This is a genomic window from Escherichia sp. MOD1-EC7003 (genome assembly GCF_002965065.1).
GTDB lineage: Bacteria > Pseudomonadota > Gammaproteobacteria > Enterobacterales > Enterobacteriaceae > Escherichia.
This window is the reverse complement of record NZ_PTRE01000074.1, coordinates 1-20392: the sequence shown is the minus strand read 5'-3', so window position 1 is coordinate 20392 and position 20392 is coordinate 1. Positions and strand designations below refer to the sequence as shown.

Here is a 20392-nt window from a genome sequence, read left to right as displayed (position 1 = left end):
CACAAATGCTATCGAATCAGTCCATCGCCAGTTCAGGAAACTGACCAAAACCAAAGGCGCTTTTCCGAATGAAAACAGTCTGTTGAAGCTGCTTTATCTGGGACTGCTGAACGCACAGGAGAAATGGACAATGCCCATCCAGAGCTGGAATTTGACATTGTCGCAGCTAGCCATTTATTTTGAAGGGCGGCTGAATAATGTGATGACGCTGTAGAATTTTTAACGTGACACAGAATTCTGAACGCTCTCACGGCGGGAGTGATCCCGCCTCCTACTCGATTTCAGACGATCTCTTCCGCGTACTGCCAAAGTGCTTTTAACAGCGCCACTTTCTCTTTGTCATCGGCATATTGTTGTGCCAGCATTTGCAATTCATCAGCATAGCCCTGCAAAAACTCTGGCGTGAAGACCTGGCGGCGGTGCTCCAGCCAGCGTTGCTGCTCGGCATAATCCAGCGTCCCTGGGAAGTTGCGCGCCCGATAATTGAACAACAGTTTTTCAATTCGTTTATCAACAAAAGTGATATCCAGTGCTGGTAAATTACGTGGCTCGGTTTCCAGTACAATTTTCATTGCTGCACGATCGGCGTCACTGAAAAAACCATTATAAAGCTGCGCATCCACGTTATCTGAAGGCGTAAACGGTTCGGCTTCAGCGAATATCGCCACCACTTTTTCACGCACTTGCGGATTTTCGCGCAGAATCTTCAGGTTATCGAGGCAATGCTGACGATTAATTCCCAGTCGGTCGGCATCTTCCGGGCGTAGCGTATTCGCCTGGGCCAGTACCGGACATTTATTGATATGCACTAACTTAACCGGAACGGCGGCGTTATCGCCGAGAGCGGCTTTTGCGGTATATAAACGCTCGCGCAATGTATTGCTGTCCAGCTCCAGTAATGGCGAAATATCTCCTGCCAAATCCACCATAATTACGGCATTACGATTTTCAGGATGCCAGGCCAGCGGCGCTACCCAACTGGTATTGCCGCGCCATGCCCCAAACATTCCGGAAACGTGCACCAGAGGTTTCATCTGCGGAACATCAATCAACGCCATCAGTTTATGTTTATTACGATGGGTAAAGAGATAATCAAAAAGGCGTGGCTGACGCGTTTTCACCAATTTCGCCATCGCAATAGTGGCGTACACATCGGCCATCGCATCGTGGGCGTTGCTATGCTCAATACCATTCGCTTTGGTTAAATGCTCAAGGCGAAAGCTCGGTAGACCGTCATCATTTTCAGGCCACTTTATTCCTTCCGGGCGCAGGGCATAACAGGCACGCATAACATCCAGCAAATCCCAGCGAGAGTTATCATGCTGCCAGCTCCAGGCGTAAGGATCGTAGAAATTACGATAAAAAACATTACGCGTGACCTCGTCGTCGAAACGCACATTGTTGTAGCCCAGAATACAGGTCTTCGGTACGGTAAAAAGCGCGTGAATACGAGCGGCAAACGCGGCTTCGTTTTCTCCTTTCGCCCGTGCTTCCTGCGGGGTAATACCGGTAATTAATACTGCTCCTGGCTGGGGTAAATAGTCATCCGCAGGCTTGCAGTAAAAGACTTCAGGTTCGCCGATAATATTGAATTCACTATCAGTGCGAATGGCTGCGAACTGTGCAGGGCGATCTAACGCGGGATGCGTGCCAAAAGTTTCGTAATCGTGAAACAAAAAGGTAGATTGTTGCTTACCGTCATTCATCATTAGGTCAAATCCGTTATTTCTGCTGTCAGCCAGAGTATCAAATATCACCGTGCTAAGCAGCTTTAGCGCGACAATTTGGCAGCGAGTAGCAACAGATCATGCCAGATAAAAATGAGAGGGCAGTCACATTTTCTTGCACTTTATTCCAGCCAGTTCATCAGTATTTTCGTAAAAAGAACAGCTATTTGAAACTCCTGAGGATTTGCTGTTGAAACGCCGTCTTTTTATTGCTGCTTCTTTGTTCGTTTTTAACTTATCGTCTGGTTTTGCGGCAGAAAACATTCCCTTTTCACCTCAGCCTCCAGAGATCCATGCCGGCTCCTGGGTATTGATGGATTACACCACCGGTCAGATTCTCACCGCGGGTAATGAGCATCAACAGCGCAATCCCGCCAGCCTGACAAAGCTGATGACGGGCTATGTCGTGGATCGCGCTATCGATAGTCATCGCATTACGCCAGACGATATTGTCACCGTGGGGCGCGATGCGTGGGCGAAAGATAATCCGGTGTTTGTCGGTTCTTCACTGATGTTTTTGAAAGAGGGCGATCGCGTATCGGTACGTGATTTAAGCCGTGGTTTAATTGTGGATTCCGGAAATGATGCTTGTGTTGCACTGGCTGATTACATTGCCGGTGGGCAACGGCAGTTTGTTGAAATGATGAACAATTATGCCGAGAAACTGCATCTGCAGGATACGCATTTTGAAACAGTGCACGGTCTGGATGCACCGGGGCAACATAGTTCGGCTTATGATTTAGCTGTGCTTTCTCGCGCTATCATCCATGGTGAGCCTGAGTTTTATCATATGTACAGTGAGAAAAGCCTCACCTGGAACGGTATCACCCAGCAAAACCGTAACGGGTTATTGTGGGATAAAACCATGAATGTAGATGGCCTGAAAACGGGTCATACTTCGGGGGCCGGGTTTAATCTCATTGCTTCAGCTGTGGATGGGCAGCGTCGTCTCATTGCAGTGGTAATGGGCGCCGACAGCGCAAAAGGTCGTGAAGAAGAGGCAAGAAAATTACTGCGGTGGGGGCAACAAAACTTTACTACGGTGCAAATTTTGCACCGTGGAAAAAAGATCGGTACGGAACGTATCTGGTATGGCGACAAAGAAAATATCGCTCTTGGAACGGAACAAGAGTTCTGGATGGTGCTACCGAAAGCCGAAATTCCGCATATCAAAGCAAAATATACCCTTGATGGTAAAGAACTGACTGCGCCAATTAGCGCCCATCAGCGGGTAGGGGAAATTGAACTTTACGACCGTGATAAACAGGTGGCGCACTGGCCGCTGGTTACCCTGGAATCTGTCGGAGAAGGCAGCATGTTTTCCCGCCTGAGCGATTATTTCCACCATAAGGCCTGACCTTTCTTTTGCAGCAGACTGGCAGGAGTGCGAGTCTGCTCGCATAATCAACATTCATTCCTTGTGGTTTTAATATTGCAAACATACTGATTGGAGGCGTCATGAACGACGAGATTAAGCAGGAAGATAAGCGTACCGTTGCAGGTCTCCATCTCGTTGGCCCGTGGGAACAGACGGTAAAGAAAGGCTTTGAGCAGTTGATGATGTGGGTAGATAGCAACAATATTGTGCCGAAGGAGTGGGTTGCTGTCTATTACGATAATCCAGACGAAACACCCGCCGAAAAATTACGCTGCGACACCGTAGTGACGGTGCCGGATCGCGTTACGCTCCCCGAAAACAGTAAAGAGTAAGATGCGCTATGAGCGCTTTTAATCTTCATTAACGGAGTTTCTGCGTGCGTGCTGATAAGTCATTAAGCCCGTTTGAAATCCGGGTATACCGCCATTACCGCATTGTGCATGGTACTCGGGTCGCGCTGGCATTCCTGCTCACTTTTCTCATTATCCGCCTGTTTACTATCCCGGAAAGCACCTGGCCGCTGGTCACCATGGTGGTGATTATGGGGCCAATCTCGTTCTGGGGTAACGTTGTTCCCCGTGCCTTCGAACGTATTGGCGGTACGGTGTTGGGCTCGATTTTAGGTCTTATCGCTCTGCAACTGGAGTTAATCTCGTTACCGCTGATGTTGGTCTGGTGCGCGGCGGCCATGTTCCTTTGCGGTTGGTTGGCGCTGGGCAAGAAACCATATCAAGGTTTATTGATTGGGGTGACGCTGGCAATTGTTGTTGGTTCCCCAACAGGTGAAATTGAGACGGCATTATGGCGAAGCGGCGATGTGATCCTCGGCTCTTTACTGGCAATGTTGTTTACCGGCATCTGGCCACAACGGGCGTTCATCCACTGGCGCATTCAACTGGCGAAAAGTCTGACCGAGTATAATCGGGTCTATCAATCTGCATTCTCACCGAACTTACTCGAACGCCCACGTCTGGAAAGTCATCTGCAAAAACTCCTGACTGATGCCGTGAAAATGCGTGGGCTGATTGCACCTGCCAGCAAAGAAACCCGTATTCCAAAATCGATATATGAAGGTATTCAGACCATTAACCGCAATCTGGTTTGTATGCTGGAGCTGCAAATCAATGCATACTGGGCCACGCGCCCCAGCCATTTCGTGTTATTAAATGCGCAAAAACTGCGTGATACGCAGCACATGATGCAGCAAATACTGCTGAGTCTGGTTCATGCGCTGTACGAAGGTAATCCACAGCCGGTTTTTGCCAATACGGAAAAATTGAACGATGCTGTTGAAGAGTTGCGTCAGTTGCTCAGTAACCACCATGACCTGAAGGTCGTGGAAACACCCATTTATGGCTATGTGTGGCTGAACATGGAAACGGCACATCAGCTTGAGCTGCTATCGAATCTGATTTGCCGGGCCTTGCGCAAATAATTCCTGAACATCAGAATCACCTTGCTGCTGCTTCGATTCAGCAAGGATAAAGGGTATGATAGTGAAAAGGGATAAAAGCATTGTCATCTGCGGCAGCTATGAGTAATGTTTGTCCTAATGAATAGCGGTTGCTTAAACGAATCCGACTCTCACATTATCAGGGGTATAATAATGGAAACTACCAAGCCTTCATTCCAGGATGTACTGGAATTTGTTCGTCTGTTCCGTCGTAAGAACAAACTGCAACGTGAAATTCAGGACGTTGAGAAAAAGATCCGTGACAACCAGAAGCGCGTCCTGCTGCTGGACAACCTGAGCGATTACATCAAGCCTGGGATGAGCGTCGAAGCAATCCAGGGCATCATCGCCAGCATGAAAGGTGACTATGAAGATCGCGTTGACGATTACATCATCAAAAATGCCGAGCTCTCCAAAGAACGCCGCGACATCTCCAAAAAGCTGAAAGCTATGGGCGAAATGAAAAACGGCGAAGCGAAGTAATTGCTGTTTTATTCAATGAGGGTTGCCCGGCAATCCTCATTGTTCATTGATTCTTTTCTGTGTATCACAAGTCATCATTCCCATCTGATAACATATCGAAATTAGCGACAGTCTTCTGCTGTATGCAGCAAGGCAAAAAGCACTATTATTTACTGCACGGTCACCAACACTGAGAGTGCTCCCGCTTCCTGTAACCAACATTTCACCAAAGATATTTGTTCCATGCTGACTAAATCTGCTTTGGTTACAACTCCAATGACCGGACGACTCATTGATGAGGTAAAGCCTGGCGAAAAAGGTGACCACATTAAGCACCCGCGCGATAATGTCCGCTTCACAGGCTCTGGCCAGCAATGCTCCGGCTGGTGGGGCAGTAGCATTAATCCATTATCTGAATGAAATCTGTCAATCCAGAGAAATCGTTGCCAATGACGCATTTTATCGGATGTTAACACGAGGAAGTCTGGTTTTTCCGTAAGGCCATCTTCATTTGTAATGGATTGAGAATGCTGGATTTTTATTTATATTACGCGCAGTATTAACCGCGTAAATGTTCTGCGGTCAGCAACGATGGGGCATCCATTGTTCTGTTTAATTAATACCATCATACAATTGAACCAGGAGTCGGTATGATGATTTTGGTAACGGGTGGCGCACGGTGGAGCGCTGGCAACATCTTGATGAATGACTTCATGCAGACATTAAACCGCATGAAGCTGTGTTGCTGGAATGCGTTACCACAATGGTGACTAATCTGTTGTTTGATTATGGCGGCGATAAAGACCCTGATGAATGGGATTATCAGGCGATGGAACAGGCGATTAATACGGAGATTCAGCCATTGATTGCAGCCTGCCAGCGTTGCCCTGCAAAGGTCGTATTAGTGACTAACGAAGTGGGAATGGGGATTGTGCCGGAGAGTCGTCTGGCACGATATTTTCGTGATATTGCCGGGCGGGTAAATCAGCAGCTGGCCGCTGCGGCAAATGAAGTATGGCTGATGGTTTCGGGTATTGGAGTAAAAATCAAATGAGTAAATTATTTTGGGCGATGCTCTCTTTTATTACGCGTCTGCCGGTACCGCGTCGTTGGTCCCAGGGGCTGGATTTCGAGCATTATTCTCGCGGTATTATTACTTTTCCTTTAATTGGATTATTGCTTGGCGCCATTAGTGGACTGGTTTTCATGGCGTTGCAGGCATGGTCTGGTGTACCCGTGGCGGCATTGTTTAGCGTGCTGGTGCTGGCGCTGATGACCGGGGGATTCCATCTGGACGGTCTTGCAGATACCTGTGATGGCGTATTTTCTGCACGTAGCCGCGATCGTATGTTGGAAATCATGCGTGATAGCCGTTTAGGTACTCACGGAGGTGTGGCACTGATTTTTGTTGTGCTGGCAAAGATCCTTGCGTTAAGCGAATTGGCTCTGCGTGACGAACCGATCCTTGCATCGCTGGCGGCAGCATGTGCGGTCAGCCGCGGGACGGCCTCATTATTGATGTATCGTCATCATTATGCCCGGGAAGAAGGGCTTGGCAATGTGTTCATTGGCAAAATTGATGGGCGACAAACTTGTGTCACACTCGGTTTAGCCGCTATTTTTGCTGCCGTATTACTGCCGGGTATGCATGGTGTAGCGGCGATGGTGGTGACGATGGTGGCGATCTTCATCCTTGGTCAGCTTCTCAAACGGACTCTGGGTGGGCAAACCGGCGATACGCTGGGAGCAGCCATAGAGCTTGGAGAACTGGTCTTTCTGCTGGCGCTGCTATAAAGAGACGCGACATGCAAACACTTGCCGATTTACTGAATACGATCCCTGCTATCGATTCTGCCGCCGCGCTCGCAGCCTGCCAGATGTCTCCTGCAATCAAACCGTCTCTTATTCCTTCTCACCTGTCGGCAGAAAAAGGGGCGCGTATTGCGCTGTTCCATTTGGGGCTGGAGCCTTATCTCAAATGGGCGAACTTGCTGCCAGTAATATTGTTCTGCCGGGGAAAACGACTTCTGACTTGAACAGTTAAAAACGAAAAGTCTGATAAAAGCTATACTTATCGGATAGTTTTCGCGACTTAGGAAAGGGACATGATGCGTCGTGTAAATATTTTTTGCTCATTTGTTCTGCTTTTTGCCAGCCATAATAGCCTGGCGGTAACCTATCCATTACCTCCGGAGGGTAGCCGTTTAGTGGGGCAGTCGCTTACGGTAACTGTTCCTGATCACAATACCCAGCCGCTGGAAACTTTTGCCGCACAATATGGGCAAGGGTTAAGTAACATGCTGGAAGCGAATCCGGGCGTTGATGTTTTTTTGCCGAAGTCTGGTTCGCAACTCATCATCCCGCAGCAGCTGATTTTGCCTGCCACTGTTCGTAAAGGGATTGTGGTTAACGTCGCTGAGATGCGTCTTTATTACTACCCGCCAGACAGTAATACTGTGGAAGTGTTTCCTATCGGTATCGGTCAGGCCGGGCGAGAAACCCCGCGTAACTGGGTGACTGCTGTTGAACGTAAACAAGAGGCACCAACCTGGACGCCAACGCCTAACACTCGGCGTGAATATGCGAAACGAGGGGAGAGTTTGCCCGCTTTTGTCCCTGCGGGGCCTGATAATCCCATGGGGCTGTACGCGATTTATATTGGCAGGTTATATGCCATTCACGGAACCAATGCCAATTTTGGTATTGGGCTTCGGGTAAGTCAGGGCTGTATTCGTCTGCGCAATGACGATATCAAATATCTGTTTGATAATGTTCCGGTAGGCACACGTGTGCAAATTATTGATCAGCCAGTGAAATACACAACCGAACCGGATGGTTCAAAGTGGCTGGAAGTTCATGAGCCGCTGTCGCGTAATCGTGCAGAATACGAGTCTGACCGAAAAGTACCATTGCCGGTAACCTCATCTTTGCGGGTGTTTCTCAACGGGCAAGAAGTTGATGTGAATCGCGCAAATGCTGCATTGCAACGTCGATCGGGAATGCCTGTGCAAATTAGTTCTGGTTCAAGACAGATATTTTAAGAACGTTGGTAGTTAAAAAGCAAAAAGCCTGCTCGAAAGCAGGCTCTTTTGAATCGGGTCCCTCTGACTGGGATTGCCTTTGCCATGTATTTTGACTTTCCATTCGCCCTCACCGAAGACCTTCAGCCCGGTGGAATTATTCAACAAAGCCTGGTAATGCTATTAACTGGGGTGATACTTTCTCAATAACCATTCGTCATTCTATTGTTATTTTATTTTATTATCTCTTATTTACCGCTTGTTACACATAAAAACTCAAGGGTAATAATTCTTGCAATGAATACCATAACAATAAAGCATAAATACAATAAATCATTATTCATTAACAAATCACTTGAATAACAATTAATTGAAAGACGTGTGCAATAGTTAAATCACTAACTAACCCATTTGTATAGACCTGTAAAGCCTGTCAATAGTTTTGTAGCATCATTATAAATAAATTAATAAAATATAATTTTGCTAAAGACCCGACTATTTAAACCCCGGAAAGCTACTGGAAGGCCATTATGGATTTAAGGAAAACCTTGGTTTATTTGCAGATTGCGCTGCAAATATTTCCCCCTTCTTCGTTGATTTACCTTGGCGCAACACAACAAAGTTATGCTCAGGAGCGCGTTGCGACTGTAAACACCGAAGCAGAAGAAGATACCGATCAAACGTTGGCCCGCACTGCCATCCAGGCAGGAACAATTCTTGGTTCCGATAATGGAGGTTCCGTTACCTCTGCCATCACCTCCGCAGCAACAGGTGCCGCCAGCGCCGAAGTACAGGAGTGGTTAAACCAGTTCGGAACGGCCCGCGTTAATCTCAGCCTCGATGAAAACTTCTCGTTGCAGGACTCCGACCTGGATGTACTGGTTCCGCTTTACGACGATAAAAAATCCAATCTCCTGTTTACCCAGCTCGGTGGACGTCGCAACGATGACCGTAATATTGTCAACGCCGGTTTTGGTTATCGTTATTTTTCAGATAGCTGGATGTGGGGTACCAACGTCTTTTATGATCGTCAGGTTTCGGGGAATCAACATCAGCGCTTGGGCGTAGGCACCGAATTTGGTTGGGATTATCTGAAACTCTCTGCCAATGGTTATTTCCGTCTTAGCGACTGGAAAGAATCCAAAAGCTATGAAGATTATGACGAGCGTGTCGCCAACGGTTTTGATATACGCGCCAAAGGTTATCTGCCTGCATGGCCGCAGTTAGGTGCCAGTGTGGTCTATGAACAATATTATGGCGACAGCGTCGGCCTGTTCGGCGACGATGAAGATGACAGACAGAAAAATCCGCATGCGGTGACTCTCGGCCTTGACTACACGCCAGTTCCCTTACTTACGTTCGGCGTGAACCAGAAATTCGGCAAAGGCGGCGAGGATGATTTCCAGGTCAACATGGCGATGACGTGGACGCCTGGCGTACCGCTGCGCGATCAACTTGATCCTTCCGCCGTCGCCGCGCGCCGTACACTGATGGGTGGGCGTCAGGAACTGGTCGACCGTAACAACAATATTGTCCTGGAATACCGTAAGCAGGACATCATCTCCCTTTCACTCCCGCCGGAAATCACCGGGGACGAAAAAACCGATCATCCCGTGACGGCGAAAGTGACCGCCAAACATGGGCTGGATCATATTGAATGGCAGGGCGATAGCTTCTTTAATCACGGCGGCAAGGTGGAGTCCACTTCCAGTCCTTACCAGTTTACCGTAACGCTGCCGCTCTGGCAGGACAACAACCAGAACAGCTATACGCTCACCGGTACGGCGTGGGATAAAAACGGTAACGCCTCCAACCCCAGCCACATGCAAATTAACGTCAACGGGATTGATGTCGCATCGTTACAATCGACCACCACCGCATCCCCTGTGACGATACCCGCCGATGGCGTCAGTACTTCGCAGGTTACCGTCACGCTTTATCGCGATGATGGCTTAAACGCAACAGGTCTGGCTTCACGATTGACGGCAACAATGGCGGTCAGCAATGTCACGCCGGATACCTCAGGCGCAGAGCCGAAAACGCATACTCTGAGTAGTTTTACCGAACAATCACCTGGTGTGTATGTTTCCACCTTTACCAGCGGCACCACACCCGATACGGTCATCGTACAACCGGCCATCGACGGCACGATCAAACTGGCAACGGCGAAAATCATCGAAGAGCCTGTTACCAACATCGCCACGCTTTCTTCGCTGGAAGAATCCGCAACCAGCGCACTGGCTGACGGTGTATCAACCATTACGTTAACCGCGTATGTGGTTGACCAGAATGGCAATACGCTGAAAGATAAAACGCTCCGCTGGAGCGCCGATAAAACGCAGGCACAACTCTCCGCTACGGAATCGACCACGGATGAAAAGGGTCAGGCGCAGATCACCGTGACCAGTAACGACGTCATCGATACCATCGTTACCGCCTCACTGGATCAGGGAAACAGCTTAAGCACGCCAACCCTCAGCTTTACCGCTGATACTGCGGATGCGCAGGTCGTGGCGATCAAAGCCAATAAAACCCAGGTTGTCGCCAACAACAAAGACAGCGTAAAAGTTTCAGCGCTGGTGACCGATGATAATCAGCACCCGCTGGAAGGTATTACGGTTGACTGGGATATTGATAAAACAGACAACACCGCGCTCGGGCAGCGAACATCTGTTACCAACGACGCCGGGATTGCCACCACAGAGCTGAAATCCGCAAAAGTCGGTACAATTACCGTCGCCGCCAGCGTTAATAACGGCGCAGAGAAGCAGACTGGCGAAATCAACTTTGTCGCCGATCAAGAAAGCGAACGTGTGACGGACATCACGCTATCGAAAACACAGGCCACCGCTGATGGAGTGGACAGCATCACCTACACGGCAACCGTCACCGATACGCTGGGCAACCCGGTTTCCGGTGCAACGGTCAACTGGTCTGCGGATAACAGCGATGCTCGCCTGAATCCTGCCCAGACCACCAGTGATGAAAACGGTAAATCTTCTATTACCGTCACCTCACAGAAAGCAGGCGATGTGATCGTCACGGCACAGACCAGCGATACCACGCCGCGTCAGGCCGATAAAGCCAGCTTCGTGGCAGATAAAGCCACAGCACATCTGCTAACGGTAGTGAGCGACAAAGCGTCAGCGCTGGCTAACGGCGGCGATGCCATTACCCTTACCGCCACCGTCGCTGATGCCAACAATAACCTGCTGGAAGGGGTGGACGTTAACTGGAATGTATCTCCTGCTGGCGGCGTTTTGTCGACCAACAGCGGTACTACCGGTGCCGATGGCGTTGCCAGGGTGACGTTAACCTCAACAACGGTTGACAGCTATACGGTAACAGCGACAGCCAATAATGACAGTAAAGATGTGAAGGGCCTGCAATTTACCGTTGATGTCAATTCCGAACACCTGGAAAAAATTGTCGCCACGCCGTCAACCGAGGCCATCGCTGATGGGCAGTCCGCCATCACGCTGACCACGCACCTGATTGACAACGCAGGACATCCGGTAAGCGGTGAAACCGTAAACTGGAGCGCCGATAGCGCCAGCGCGACACTCTCCGATGCGCAAAGCGTGACGGATGAACAAGGGCAGGTACAGATCACCGTAACCAGCGCGGATGTGATTGCGACAGTGATCACCGCAAAACATGGTGGTAACGATAGCCAGCAATCTGACACCCTGCACTTTACCGCCGATCAGGCCAGCGCGAAGGTCGTCACCATCGTTAGCGACAAGTACAGCGTCGTCGCCAACAAGATGGACAAAGCCATTGTCACGGCCACCGTGCTTGACAGCCACCAGCACCCGCTGGCGAATGTCGATGTGAACTGGGCGATTGATAAGGCGACGGACGGTAGCAACCTGGGTCAGCGGAGCAGTAAAACCAATGACCAGGGCCAGGCCACCACGGAGTTAAGCTCGGACAGAGTCGGTTCGGCGAAGGTTTCCGCCAGCTATAACGGTGGTGAAGCCAAACAAACGAACGAGATCACCTTCATTGCTGACCAGACTACGGAAGCTGTCACCAGCATTACACTCTCTAAAACGCAGGCGATAGCCAACGGCATCGACAGCATTACCTATGAAGCGACAGTCACCGACGCGCAGGGCCACCCCGTGCCGAATGCGACTGTCACCTGGTCTGCGGATAAGCGCGATGCGCAATTAAGCACTACGCAAACAACCAGTGATGAGAACGGTAAATCTTCGATTATCGTCACTTCGCTGAAAGCGGGTGATGTCATCATCACCGCGCAGACCAGCGACGTAACGCCGTATGATGCTGACAAAGCCACCTTCATCGCCGATAAAACCACCGCCAAAGTGCTGGAGGTTGATAGCGATCGCGACAGCGGTCTGGCAAACGGCAACGATGAGTTGAAGATTACCGCGAAAGTGGTCGATGCCAACGATAACCTGGTTTCCGATATGGATGTCAGTTGGTCAAAAGATCTCTCGACCGGCACGCTTTCCACGGACAGCAGTAAAACGAACGCATCAGGTCTGGCTGAAGTTTCGTTGCGTTCGATGGAGGTTGCGACCTATAAGGTCACCGCCGAAACGAATGGTACCAGTGGTTCTAAATCGGGTCTTTCTTTCATTGGCGATAATGCCACCGCGCTCGTGGTGAGTATTGATGCCGATAAGAAGGTCGATATCATTGCCGATAAAGACACGGTGACGCTCACGGCATTAGTGGAAGATGAAAACCATCATCCATTATCCGGCATCACGGTAAACTGGAGCAGCAGCGATGAGGCGAACTCAACATTTAAACCAGGGGCTTCTTCCGTAACAAACGAGCAGGGGATCGCGACTATCACCTTCTCAACGCTGAAAGCTGGCACAGTTAATGTCACGGCAAGCGTCAATAGCAGTAGCCAGGTACAACCGCTGGAAGTGATCGCCAATGAGGCTACCGCGAAAGTCACGCTGACCTCGGATAAGAAACAGGGCATTGCCGACGGTATCGATAAAGTGATCTGGACGGCGACCATGCTGGATAAAAATGGCAACCCGGTTATTGGTAAAAACATGACCTGGACGACCAACAACGCCGATGTCACGCTGGATACCACCACCAATGTCACCGACGATCAAGGGCAAGCGACTTCGGGAGGGTCATCACTGAAAAGCGGCAAAGTTATCGTAACGGCGAGAGCGGATGTTACGCCATCACGCTACGATGATTCCGATCAGGTGACCTTCGTTGGCGATGCTAAAACCGCGCATCTGGTGACGCTGACGCATGACATCGATCACGCGGCGGCGGGTGTTGACACAGTGCATTACACCGTAGAAGTGCGCGATGGCAACGATAACCTGGTACCCGACGCCAGCGTGGCGTGGACTACGGATATCAACAGGCTCTCGGCGTCATCAACCACAACCGACAAAAATGGGATCGCGACAGTTGGCTTGTCCGGCACGAAGTTTGGTTTTGCCACCGTTACGGCAACCATCAATGACAGTACGTTAACAGACAATAAAGTTGAGTTTATCGCCAGCGTTTCTGGTGACTGGATTATTGAGGATGCCAGCGCACTGGATGAGTACAACGGTCCTTACGTGAGTTCATTCCCGAAACTGGGCTATGTTGCGACCGGCGACACCGTTGGGCCAACGGATATTTTCTACTCCAATGGCGTGCCGGGAAATACGTTAATCACAATCCCGATGACCAACGTGGAAACAAACGCGGTTATCACGGTGACGATTTCAGCGAGGAACTCCACGCCTTGTGCGGGAATGCAATTTAATGATGCCTCTACCTGTGAGTTAGCGGAAAGCCGGGCCAACTTCCAGTTCAGAACCTATGATGGCGACAATGCCCATATTCCATCAGGGGTCTATACCGGGAAGATCACTTACGATGGTAAAGACTGGGATTCGTCATGGGCACTGAGCTATACCACGACGGTTAAACTGACTAAACCGTAAGTCTACGGCCTTAAAGGAAGTGAACATCGCCTGTGGTGTCGCCTGTCTCTTGATCAGGAGATCTGATCAAGAGACAGCCCTTTAGGGCGGGGTGTACGTCAAAGTGAATGAAGTCCAGCCATACGAAGGGGTAAACCATCTCCTGCGGGCGCTGTTGCCACTGTTTGGTAATGCCTCTAATTAGTTGGATTGATGTATAGCCGCTTTTGAGGTTTTCTTATGGCCAGCGTTACTGTTCATTATCCCCGTTGTCGGTCTGCTCAGGTCTACCGTCATGGTCAGAACCCTAAAGGCCGTGACCGGTTTCGCTGTCGTGACTGCCATCGCGTGTTTCTGCTCACCTACACCTGTGAAGCCTGCAAGCCCGCTGTCGACCGTGAGGCCCCTGATTAGGCCCCGAAAACTATGGATGTCAAAAAAACCGGCAACCTCTTGCGAGACAGCCGGGTAAATATAACTTCTTGTTTTTTAACTATCTTGAGACTTGTGGAGATATCTCAAGACCAGAATCTGGCTCCTCTGACTGGGATCGCCTTAGCCAGTAACTGGCTAATAAATAGGCTAAACCTGAATTGCGATGCTGTCAAGACCACCAGAATGACCACCATAGAGTGGCGATAGCCCCATCGGATAAATCAGCCCGGAAATACAATATGATAATTTGGGTTCGATCGTTTAGTACGATTTCTTCGAGACCTTATTATCCGACCCTACCAACCTAACCGTGGTGCAGTACCTTAGTGCGTCTTGGAGACAGCAAATTTGTCCGTAACGCGGGGGGTAAAGGCCATGGGAGTTACTCGCTGTGACAACCCAAAACTATCGATATGATTGCTCGGAATGGCAAGCGACTGGAACATATATCTGATTTCGTTATTGATGAAGTACAGGTAAGACTGGAAATCATTTTTGTCTGCCATTTTTACATGTGTATGTACGGTGAGAGGGAAACGCGTACAATCTTGCTTTAGACAATGATTAAAATTATTTAATCTTAGTTATGTGTACCAAAATGTTTTACAAGATGATCTATAACACTACGCAGCTTTGCCGATGGACGGCTGTCCTGAGGATAAATAAGATACATCGGAGTCGGTTTATATGACCACTCGGGTAATACCTGAACTAGGTTTCCCTGTGTAATATCATCCATTAATATAGACTCGGGTTGCAGCACAATACCACATCCATTAACCGCAGCTATCCTCAATGCGTTCCCAAGATTAGACATAAAACGTCCTTTAATGCATGCTTTAAAAGTTTCACCATTTGGCCCCATCAATTCCCAACGATCCTGATGAACCCAGTATGAGATCCCAAGGCAGCTAAACTGCCCCAGCTGATTTGGATGTTCTGGTGTACCATGCTGACGAATGTAATCCGGTGAGGCAGCAAGAATTCGGCGGTACGAACGTAATGGCCGGGCAACCATATTTGGTTTGTCAACTTCACCTACATGGATACCAAGTTCATAATGACCATCGGTCAGATCTGGTATTTTGTTATCCAGAGTCAACATAATTTTTACTTCTGGATTTTGTGCCATATAAGAACTGAGCACTGGCACTAAGAACTGGCAGCCGAAACTTACTGGTGCAACCATCTGAACTAAACCTTTCGGTGATGATTGCAATTCCATTGCACTATATTCTGCAAGAGCGAATTCAGAAAGAACCCGACTGCACCGCTCATAGTAAAGCTTCCCCACTTCTGTTAACTGCTGTCGACGAGTTGTACGATGCAACAGGCGAGCACCTAGTCGCTGCTCAATTGCTTGTATATGCTTGGCAACCATTGTCGTTGACACATCGCTAAGATCAGCCGCTGCGGTAAAACTTCCGCATTCGACAACCCTAACAAACATCTCCATTCCGGCAAGTTTATCCATGATTAACAACCTGTAGGTTCTAATTCTATCAACCTAACTCATATTTATCATAGCTTCAGCGCAGGTGATAATAGTCTTACTAGCTGAAGTGGTTCCCTGCTCAGGAGGACTGGTATGTCTATTTTTTGTTCAAAAATGTAACCGTAAGTCCTGTCTGAACGGAGCTACATTTTGCTCAAAAAACGAGCGCAAATCAATGTGTAAAAATAGCATTTGGCGATATCAGACACTTTTTTGAGACAACTGATAAGTAAAATTTATTGATTAACTATCGAGATATGCAGATATGAGAAACTCTTATTCATTGGGCGTCATTTGTTGCATGATCGCTACGTTATCTTGGGGAGGTACCTTTCCATTGATGACCAGCGCATTAACACGAATAGATCCCTATACATTTACAACACTACGCTATGGATCTGCTGCTGTTGTATTATCAATTGCACTTTATTTTCGAGAAGGCCCGCAAGGCTTAAGTCTGAAAGGTGAGCGAGTAGGTTTGGTTTGGGGGCTTGGATCAGCTGCGTTTGTTGGTTTCGGTTTTTTCGTGTTTTTGGGCCAACAAATGGCAGGCCCAAAAGGCGCTTTAACCGCTTCGATTATGATGGCAACAATGCCCATGCTCGGAATCTTGGTAAATTGGTTACTGCGTAAAGTTGCCCCCCCGGCGGTATCTATTTGTCTTATTCTGATGTCTTTCTTTGGGGTCATAACCGTTATAACAAAAGGACATTACAGCAGCTTGTTCGCCGCCCCATCTAGCTATCTGGCTAATGCACTGATTATATTTGGGGCTCTATGCTGGGTTATTTACACGGTAGGAGCATCATTTTTCCCTCATTGGTCTCCATTAAAATATACCACATTAACAACAGTCTTAGGTGTAACAAGTATTTTGGTCCTAAATGTGCTTATCTATGTCTTTAATATCGTTCCTGTGCCTTCGAAAAGTGATTTTATATTCGTTATCCCACAAGTATTTTACACGGCAATTATTGCTAGTTTTGTCGGGATCCTTTGTTGGAATATAGGTAATAAAATTCTAACTCCACTTAATGGAGTGTTATTTATGGATATTGTTCCGATAACTGCATTCTCAATTTCAGCCATGATAGGGGTGAAACCTGGTTTCCCGGAAATTACAGGTGCGTGTATTACAGGGTTGGCGCTTATATTCAATAATCTGTACTTGCGGTTTAGAACGATGAATATGAAAACTATATCCATGAAAACACCATCGTGAGTGCATCATCTATAAGATTTAGTATAGATGAGAAAGAATTTTCATTATTTACATAGTAAGGAAAGGAAAATGTTTTTAAAAGTTGGAGAGTTAATATTACATGCTGATCTTCAGGGAGCTGATGATGCGCCTGTGATCGTACTGCTGCATTCATTGGGAACTAATTTTCATCTTTGGGATCCTATGATTCCAACTTTAACCCATGACTATCGTATATTACGACTTGACATGCGTGGACATGGGTTGAGCGAAATTGGAGAAAATCCATTTTATATTTCTGACTTGGCCAAGGATGTGCTTAATGTTGTGGACTCTTTAGAAATAAATTCCTTTATTGTTGTAGGGGGTTCTATTGGGGGATTGATTGCCCAATATTTGGCTGATACGGTACCTGAACGGTTACTTTCTATGGTGCTGATTGACACTTATCTTGCACCTGCTTCGTTATCATTCTGGTGTGACATGTCCGAGGACATCAGGCGTTATGGTTTAAGTCATCGAGTGGATGATATTTTTTCTCGTTGGCTAACTCCTGCGTTTAGCACAACCCCTGCGGCTATTGGGATGAAGCAGATGCTACGTAATACTTCTGATAAAGGTTATGCAGGGTGTGCTTGGTCTCTTTCACAAATTACGCAACAAGAGATTAAAAATAAGCAAGTACCAGCATTAGTGATGGTTGGAGAATATGATACTGTCGCTACACCTGATGTAGCAAAAAAAATGTCTATAGCTCGTAATGGGAAATTTATACTTCTTGAGAACGCAGCACATATTCCAATATTTGAAAAAACAGAGGTTATTTTATCTGAAATTCTTACATTCTTGACTGTTGACGCTGGGGAAAAGTAAGGCAATAAAATATGTTCTCTTGCTATCACACTTCTATATTTATAGTGAGAAATTGAAATAATATATACCCTAAATAGCTCGAGTTGCACGAAGATGGCGACACAGTGAAACCCCGGGAGCTTACATAAGTAAGTGACTGGGGGGAGCGAGGAAAGCCAACTCACAAGCAATTTGAAGTATGACGGATATATATTTTTAATAGTTTTGCTTAAAGATGCAATATTTTTAATTAATTCCTGTTTTATTTTCATTCAGTACGTTAAAAAGTATTAATTAATGGGTGAAACTATATCTTGAATGAGATCAGCGAAAATAATTTATTAATCTTAGTTATATAAAAGTGATATTATGCAAATTCATTCTCTTCAGTCATCAAAAAATGATATCAATAACATATTAAGCACTAATACTATACCTTCGTTGATAATGCTATTAGCTATTTTTTCGGAACTGAAGAATGATTCAAAAATTATAGATCCAGAAATATCCAATCAGCTATTAATGAGTGTAACGCAAGCATTAGAAGACTTTGGGTATAAAGGTTTTATTCATCGGTATAACTCATCATTTAGTATCCGTATATTGAATAATATACTATCTAATCCAGGCCGGAATTGGCGCTCTACTGATATAGAAGAATACTTACACATCAGCGGTGCAACATTGCGTCGGCATCTTGCAAAAGAAGACACATCGTTTCATTTACTATTGCGTGAAGCCCGTTTATACTATGGACTAGGTTTATTAAAAACGACAAATAAATCAATAAAAATGATCGCCCATGAGTGTGGGTACAGTTCACCATCTTGTTTTACAAGGAATTTTATTTCGCATTTTGGAATTGTTCCTTCTGAAATAAAAAAATAGCCTTATTATAGGTGTTCTTCTCAGAATTAAAATCTCTTTAATGTCAGCTGCTGTAAATCCATAATTAATGTTCTGATAACCTCTATGGAATTTATATGAACTCACACAAGACTAAAATTATCTTTGTAACTTGGTATGCTGGCTGAAAGTTTCTCAGCAGATGTAACTTCTATAGCCACTATTTGAAATAGGCAAACCCAGCCCCACGTTTTACATGATTATTCTGCTGGTTTGCATCCTAATTGGTCATCATATCATATTCGTAGTAATTCGGGCTGCGGATCTAGGTATGCCGTGTTTTAGACAGATGCAGACTATTTTGGGTAGGAAAAAGAATGCATTTACAATCTCAGAAAATCACCTACTTACCCAAGTAAGTTCTTAGGTAGTGCAAAAAAGCATGCAATCTGAAGTATCATGAGTATATATCTATAGTTTAGCATAATTGAACATTCGTTAATGTAAAGTTCAATTATCCGACATATTCTTATAATGAATGGTAGAATCAAATACATATAATATAAATTTTTATTATACATTTGATGGTTACCATAACGTAAGATTGAGCGTTTCAGGCTCTACATTGAGCATTTTAAGCATTTGTGTTGTGCGATAATAGCTACGTTGATATTACTTATAGTTTAAGATCACATTTAATTCCTTTTATCAGTAATCTCACAATCAGCTTCGGTATGTGGACGAGCGACTCTGTCAGCATTATTGACAGCTTTTTTTGAAAATACATTATAGGTACTTAATGATGGATATCAGGATTTATAATCAAGCTACTCATCAATATGCACTTGAAATTCTCAGAAATGATGGTGTTATTGTAGCTCCCAGTGTTACTAATTATGGTGTATTTTGTTCAGCAACTAGCGCGATTGGTATTGCCAGAATTTTTAAGATGAAAGAACGCACAAAATTTGGTCCGTTAACTTTGGGAATCGGAAACCCGAATGATGCAAGAACATATGCAAATATCCCACCAGAATTTTCTGGTGAGTTGATTGCCGAACTTCTTTTGGGTATGACTACATTAATTTTCTTCAAAGCTCCTGCGGCTGAATTGTTTCCTGAGCAAATGACTATGGGGGCACCTACGGTAGGTCTTTTTTGCCATGGAATGAGTCCAATGTACGAAATTGGTCGTGACTTTGGCCCTATAGCTCTTACGTCATCAAATATTTCAGGTACAGGGGGGCACCAAGTAACTCGTGAACAGGCTATTAGTGACTTAGGTCAACATGCTGATCTGGTAATCGATAATGGCCCTATCGGTTGGGACGAGTCGGCAGGGCCTTTTCAAAGTAACACCGTCGTTGATTTTTCTTTTAATCCGCCACATTTGGTACGTCCTGGGCGATTTCCTACAGAACGGTTAAAAGGACTTTTTCCAAACTTGATTACCGATTTGGATGATTATAAAAAAATACTCACTTCGCGTATGGGGAATATAAGATTATGATCGGATATCACTTGGATAGATGATCCTACCCACCAATAGTGGACACGGGACTAAGTGAGTAAACTCTCAATCAGAGGTGACTC

Annotated in this window: 13 protein-coding genes and 6 pseudogenes; 16 read left to right on the top strand and 3 right to left on the bottom strand. The window is 46.6% G+C overall.

The annotated features are described in order from the left end of the window. On the top strand, window positions 1–214 hold a 214-nt coding region (locus A7090_RS13920), incomplete at its 5' end, for a transposase (RefSeq protein WP_198599589.1). Between the two features lie 67 nt (window positions 215–281). Here the strand turns inward: A7090_RS13920 and sbcB are convergent. Next, window positions 282–1709: an exodeoxyribonuclease I gene (gene sbcB, locus A7090_RS13915; protein WP_105274473.1), complete on the bottom strand. Its 1428-nt coding sequence runs from the start codon at window positions 1707–1709 to the stop codon at window positions 282–284. Between the two features lie 208 nt (window positions 1710–1917). Between sbcB and dacD the strand changes: the two genes are divergently transcribed. The 4 genes and pseudogenes from dacD (at window position 1918) to A7090_RS13895 (ending at window position 5041) form a co-directional block, all read left to right on the top strand. Beyond that, entirely contained in the window at window positions 1918–3084 is a 1167-nt protein-coding gene (gene dacD, locus A7090_RS13910; protein WP_105274472.1) for a serine-type D-Ala-D-Ala carboxypeptidase DacD, read from the top strand. A gap of 101 nt (window positions 3085–3185) precedes the next feature. After that, window positions 3186–3431, top strand: a pseudogene (locus A7090_RS13905) (GyrI-like domain-containing protein); the annotation flags it as partial. A 50-nt stretch (window positions 3432–3481) separates the two neighbouring features. Beyond that, window positions 3482–4540: an FUSC family protein gene (locus A7090_RS13900; protein WP_105274471.1), complete on the top strand. Its 1059-nt coding sequence runs from the start codon at window positions 3482–3484 to the stop codon at window positions 4538–4540. A 171-nt stretch (window positions 4541–4711) separates the two neighbouring features. Further along, on the top strand, window positions 4712–5041 hold the full coding sequence (locus A7090_RS13895; RefSeq protein WP_000450409.1) for a DUF496 family protein: 330 nt from the start codon (window positions 4712–4714) through the stop codon (window positions 5039–5041). A 101-nt stretch (window positions 5042–5142) separates the two neighbouring features. Here A7090_RS13895 and A7090_RS26600 read toward each other — a convergent pair. Then, window positions 5143–5398, bottom strand: a pseudogene (locus tag A7090_RS26600) (EutP/PduV family microcompartment system protein); the annotation flags it as partial. Between A7090_RS26600 and A7090_RS26595 the strand changes: the two are divergent. The 7 genes and pseudogenes from A7090_RS26595 to A7090_RS13860 form a co-directional block, all read left to right on the top strand. Then, window positions 5391–5519: pseudogene (locus tag A7090_RS26595) on the top strand (cobalamin biosynthesis protein); the annotation flags it as partial. The pseudogenes A7090_RS26600 and A7090_RS26595 overlap by 8 nt on opposite strands. A gap of 171 nt (window positions 5520–5690) precedes the next feature. After that, window positions 5691–6074: pseudogene (locus A7090_RS13885) on the top strand (bifunctional adenosylcobinamide kinase/adenosylcobinamide-phosphate guanylyltransferase); the annotation flags it as partial. Beyond that, window positions 6071–6814 (top strand): adenosylcobinamide-GDP ribazoletransferase, encoded by a 744-nt coding sequence (gene cobS, locus A7090_RS13880; protein WP_105274470.1) that lies wholly within the window; start codon window positions 6071–6073, stop codon window positions 6812–6814. The pseudogene A7090_RS13885 and the gene cobS, both read left to right, overlap by 4 nt. A gap of 59 nt (window positions 6815–6873) precedes the next feature. Further along, window positions 6874–7064 (top strand): annotated as a pseudogene (locus A7090_RS13875) (nicotinate-nucleotide--dimethylbenzimidazole phosphoribosyltransferase); the annotation flags it as partial. A 61-nt stretch (window positions 7065–7125) separates the two neighbouring features. Beyond that, on the top strand, window positions 7126–8061 hold the full coding sequence (ldtA, locus tag A7090_RS13870) for a L,D-transpeptidase (protein WP_123056955.1): 936 nt from the start codon (window positions 7126–7128) through the stop codon (window positions 8059–8061). A 509-nt stretch (window positions 8062–8570) separates the two neighbouring features. After that, on the top strand, window positions 8571–13991 hold the full coding sequence (locus tag A7090_RS13865; protein WP_105274468.1) for an Ig-like domain-containing protein: 5421 nt from the start codon (window positions 8571–8573) through the stop codon (window positions 13989–13991). 219 nt (window positions 13992–14210) lie between these two features. Then, window positions 14211–14363: pseudogene (locus A7090_RS13860) on the top strand (IS1 family transposase); the annotation flags it as partial. A gap of 622 nt (window positions 14364–14985) precedes the next feature. Here A7090_RS13860 and A7090_RS13850 read toward each other — a convergent pair. Beyond that, window positions 14986–15879 (bottom strand): LysR family transcriptional regulator, encoded by an 894-nt coding sequence (locus tag A7090_RS13850; protein WP_105274466.1) that lies wholly within the window; start codon window positions 15877–15879, stop codon window positions 14986–14988. 286 nt (window positions 15880–16165) lie between these two features. Here A7090_RS13850 and A7090_RS13845 point away from each other — a divergent pair, with 286 nt between their 5' ends. From A7090_RS13845 to A7090_RS13825, 4 genes are all read left to right on the top strand, one after another. After that, on the top strand, window positions 16166–17122 hold the full coding sequence (locus tag A7090_RS13845; RefSeq protein ID WP_105274465.1) for a DMT family transporter: 957 nt from the start codon (window positions 16166–16168) through the stop codon (window positions 17120–17122). A gap of 69 nt (window positions 17123–17191) precedes the next feature. Then, window positions 17192–17974 (top strand): alpha/beta fold hydrolase, encoded by a 783-nt coding sequence (locus tag A7090_RS13840; protein WP_157941465.1) that lies wholly within the window; start codon window positions 17192–17194, stop codon window positions 17972–17974. A gap of 348 nt (window positions 17975–18322) precedes the next feature. Beyond that, a complete protein-coding gene (locus A7090_RS13830) occupies window positions 18323–18841 on the top strand; it encodes a helix-turn-helix transcriptional regulator (protein ID WP_105274463.1) in 519 nt (172 codons plus the stop codon). Between the two features lie 757 nt (window positions 18842–19598). Further along, on the top strand, window positions 19599–20309 hold the full coding sequence (locus A7090_RS13825) for an L-threonylcarbamoyladenylate synthase (RefSeq protein ID WP_105274462.1): 711 nt from the start codon (window positions 19599–19601) through the stop codon (window positions 20307–20309). Window positions 20310–20392: the final 83 nt, after the last annotated feature.

What these genes read in the sequence shown, in the direction of transcription:
- sbcB (WP_105274473.1), bottom strand. Translation starts at nt 1,709, where the DNA reads ATGATGAATGACGGTAAGCAACAATCTACCTTTTTGTTTCACGATTAC.
- ldtA (WP_123056955.1), top strand. Translation starts at nt 7,126, where the DNA reads ATGATGCGTCGTGTAAATATTTTTTGCTCATTTGTTCTGCTTTTTGCC.
- A7090_RS13895 (WP_000450409.1), top strand. Translation starts at nt 4,712, where the DNA reads ATGGAAACTACCAAGCCTTCATTCCAGGATGTACTGGAATTTGTTCGT.
- cobS (WP_105274470.1), top strand. Translation starts at nt 6,071, where the DNA reads ATGAGTAAATTATTTTGGGCGATGCTCTCTTTTATTACGCGTCTGCCG.
- A7090_RS13845 (WP_105274465.1), top strand. Translation starts at nt 16,166, where the DNA reads ATGAGAAACTCTTATTCATTGGGCGTCATTTGTTGCATGATCGCTACG.
- A7090_RS13865 (WP_105274468.1), top strand. Translation starts at nt 8,571, where the DNA reads ATGGATTTAAGGAAAACCTTGGTTTATTTGCAGATTGCGCTGCAAATA.
- A7090_RS13830 (WP_105274463.1), top strand. Translation starts at nt 18,323, where the DNA reads ATGCAAATTCATTCTCTTCAGTCATCAAAAAATGATATCAATAACATA.
- A7090_RS13825 (WP_105274462.1), top strand. Translation starts at nt 19,599, where the DNA reads ATGATGGATATCAGGATTTATAATCAAGCTACTCATCAATATGCACTT.
- A7090_RS13840 (WP_157941465.1), top strand. Translation starts at nt 17,192, where the DNA reads ATGTTTTTAAAAGTTGGAGAGTTAATATTACATGCTGATCTTCAGGGA.
- A7090_RS13850 (WP_105274466.1), bottom strand. Translation starts at nt 15,879, where the DNA reads ATGGATAAACTTGCCGGAATGGAGATGTTTGTTAGGGTTGTCGAATGC.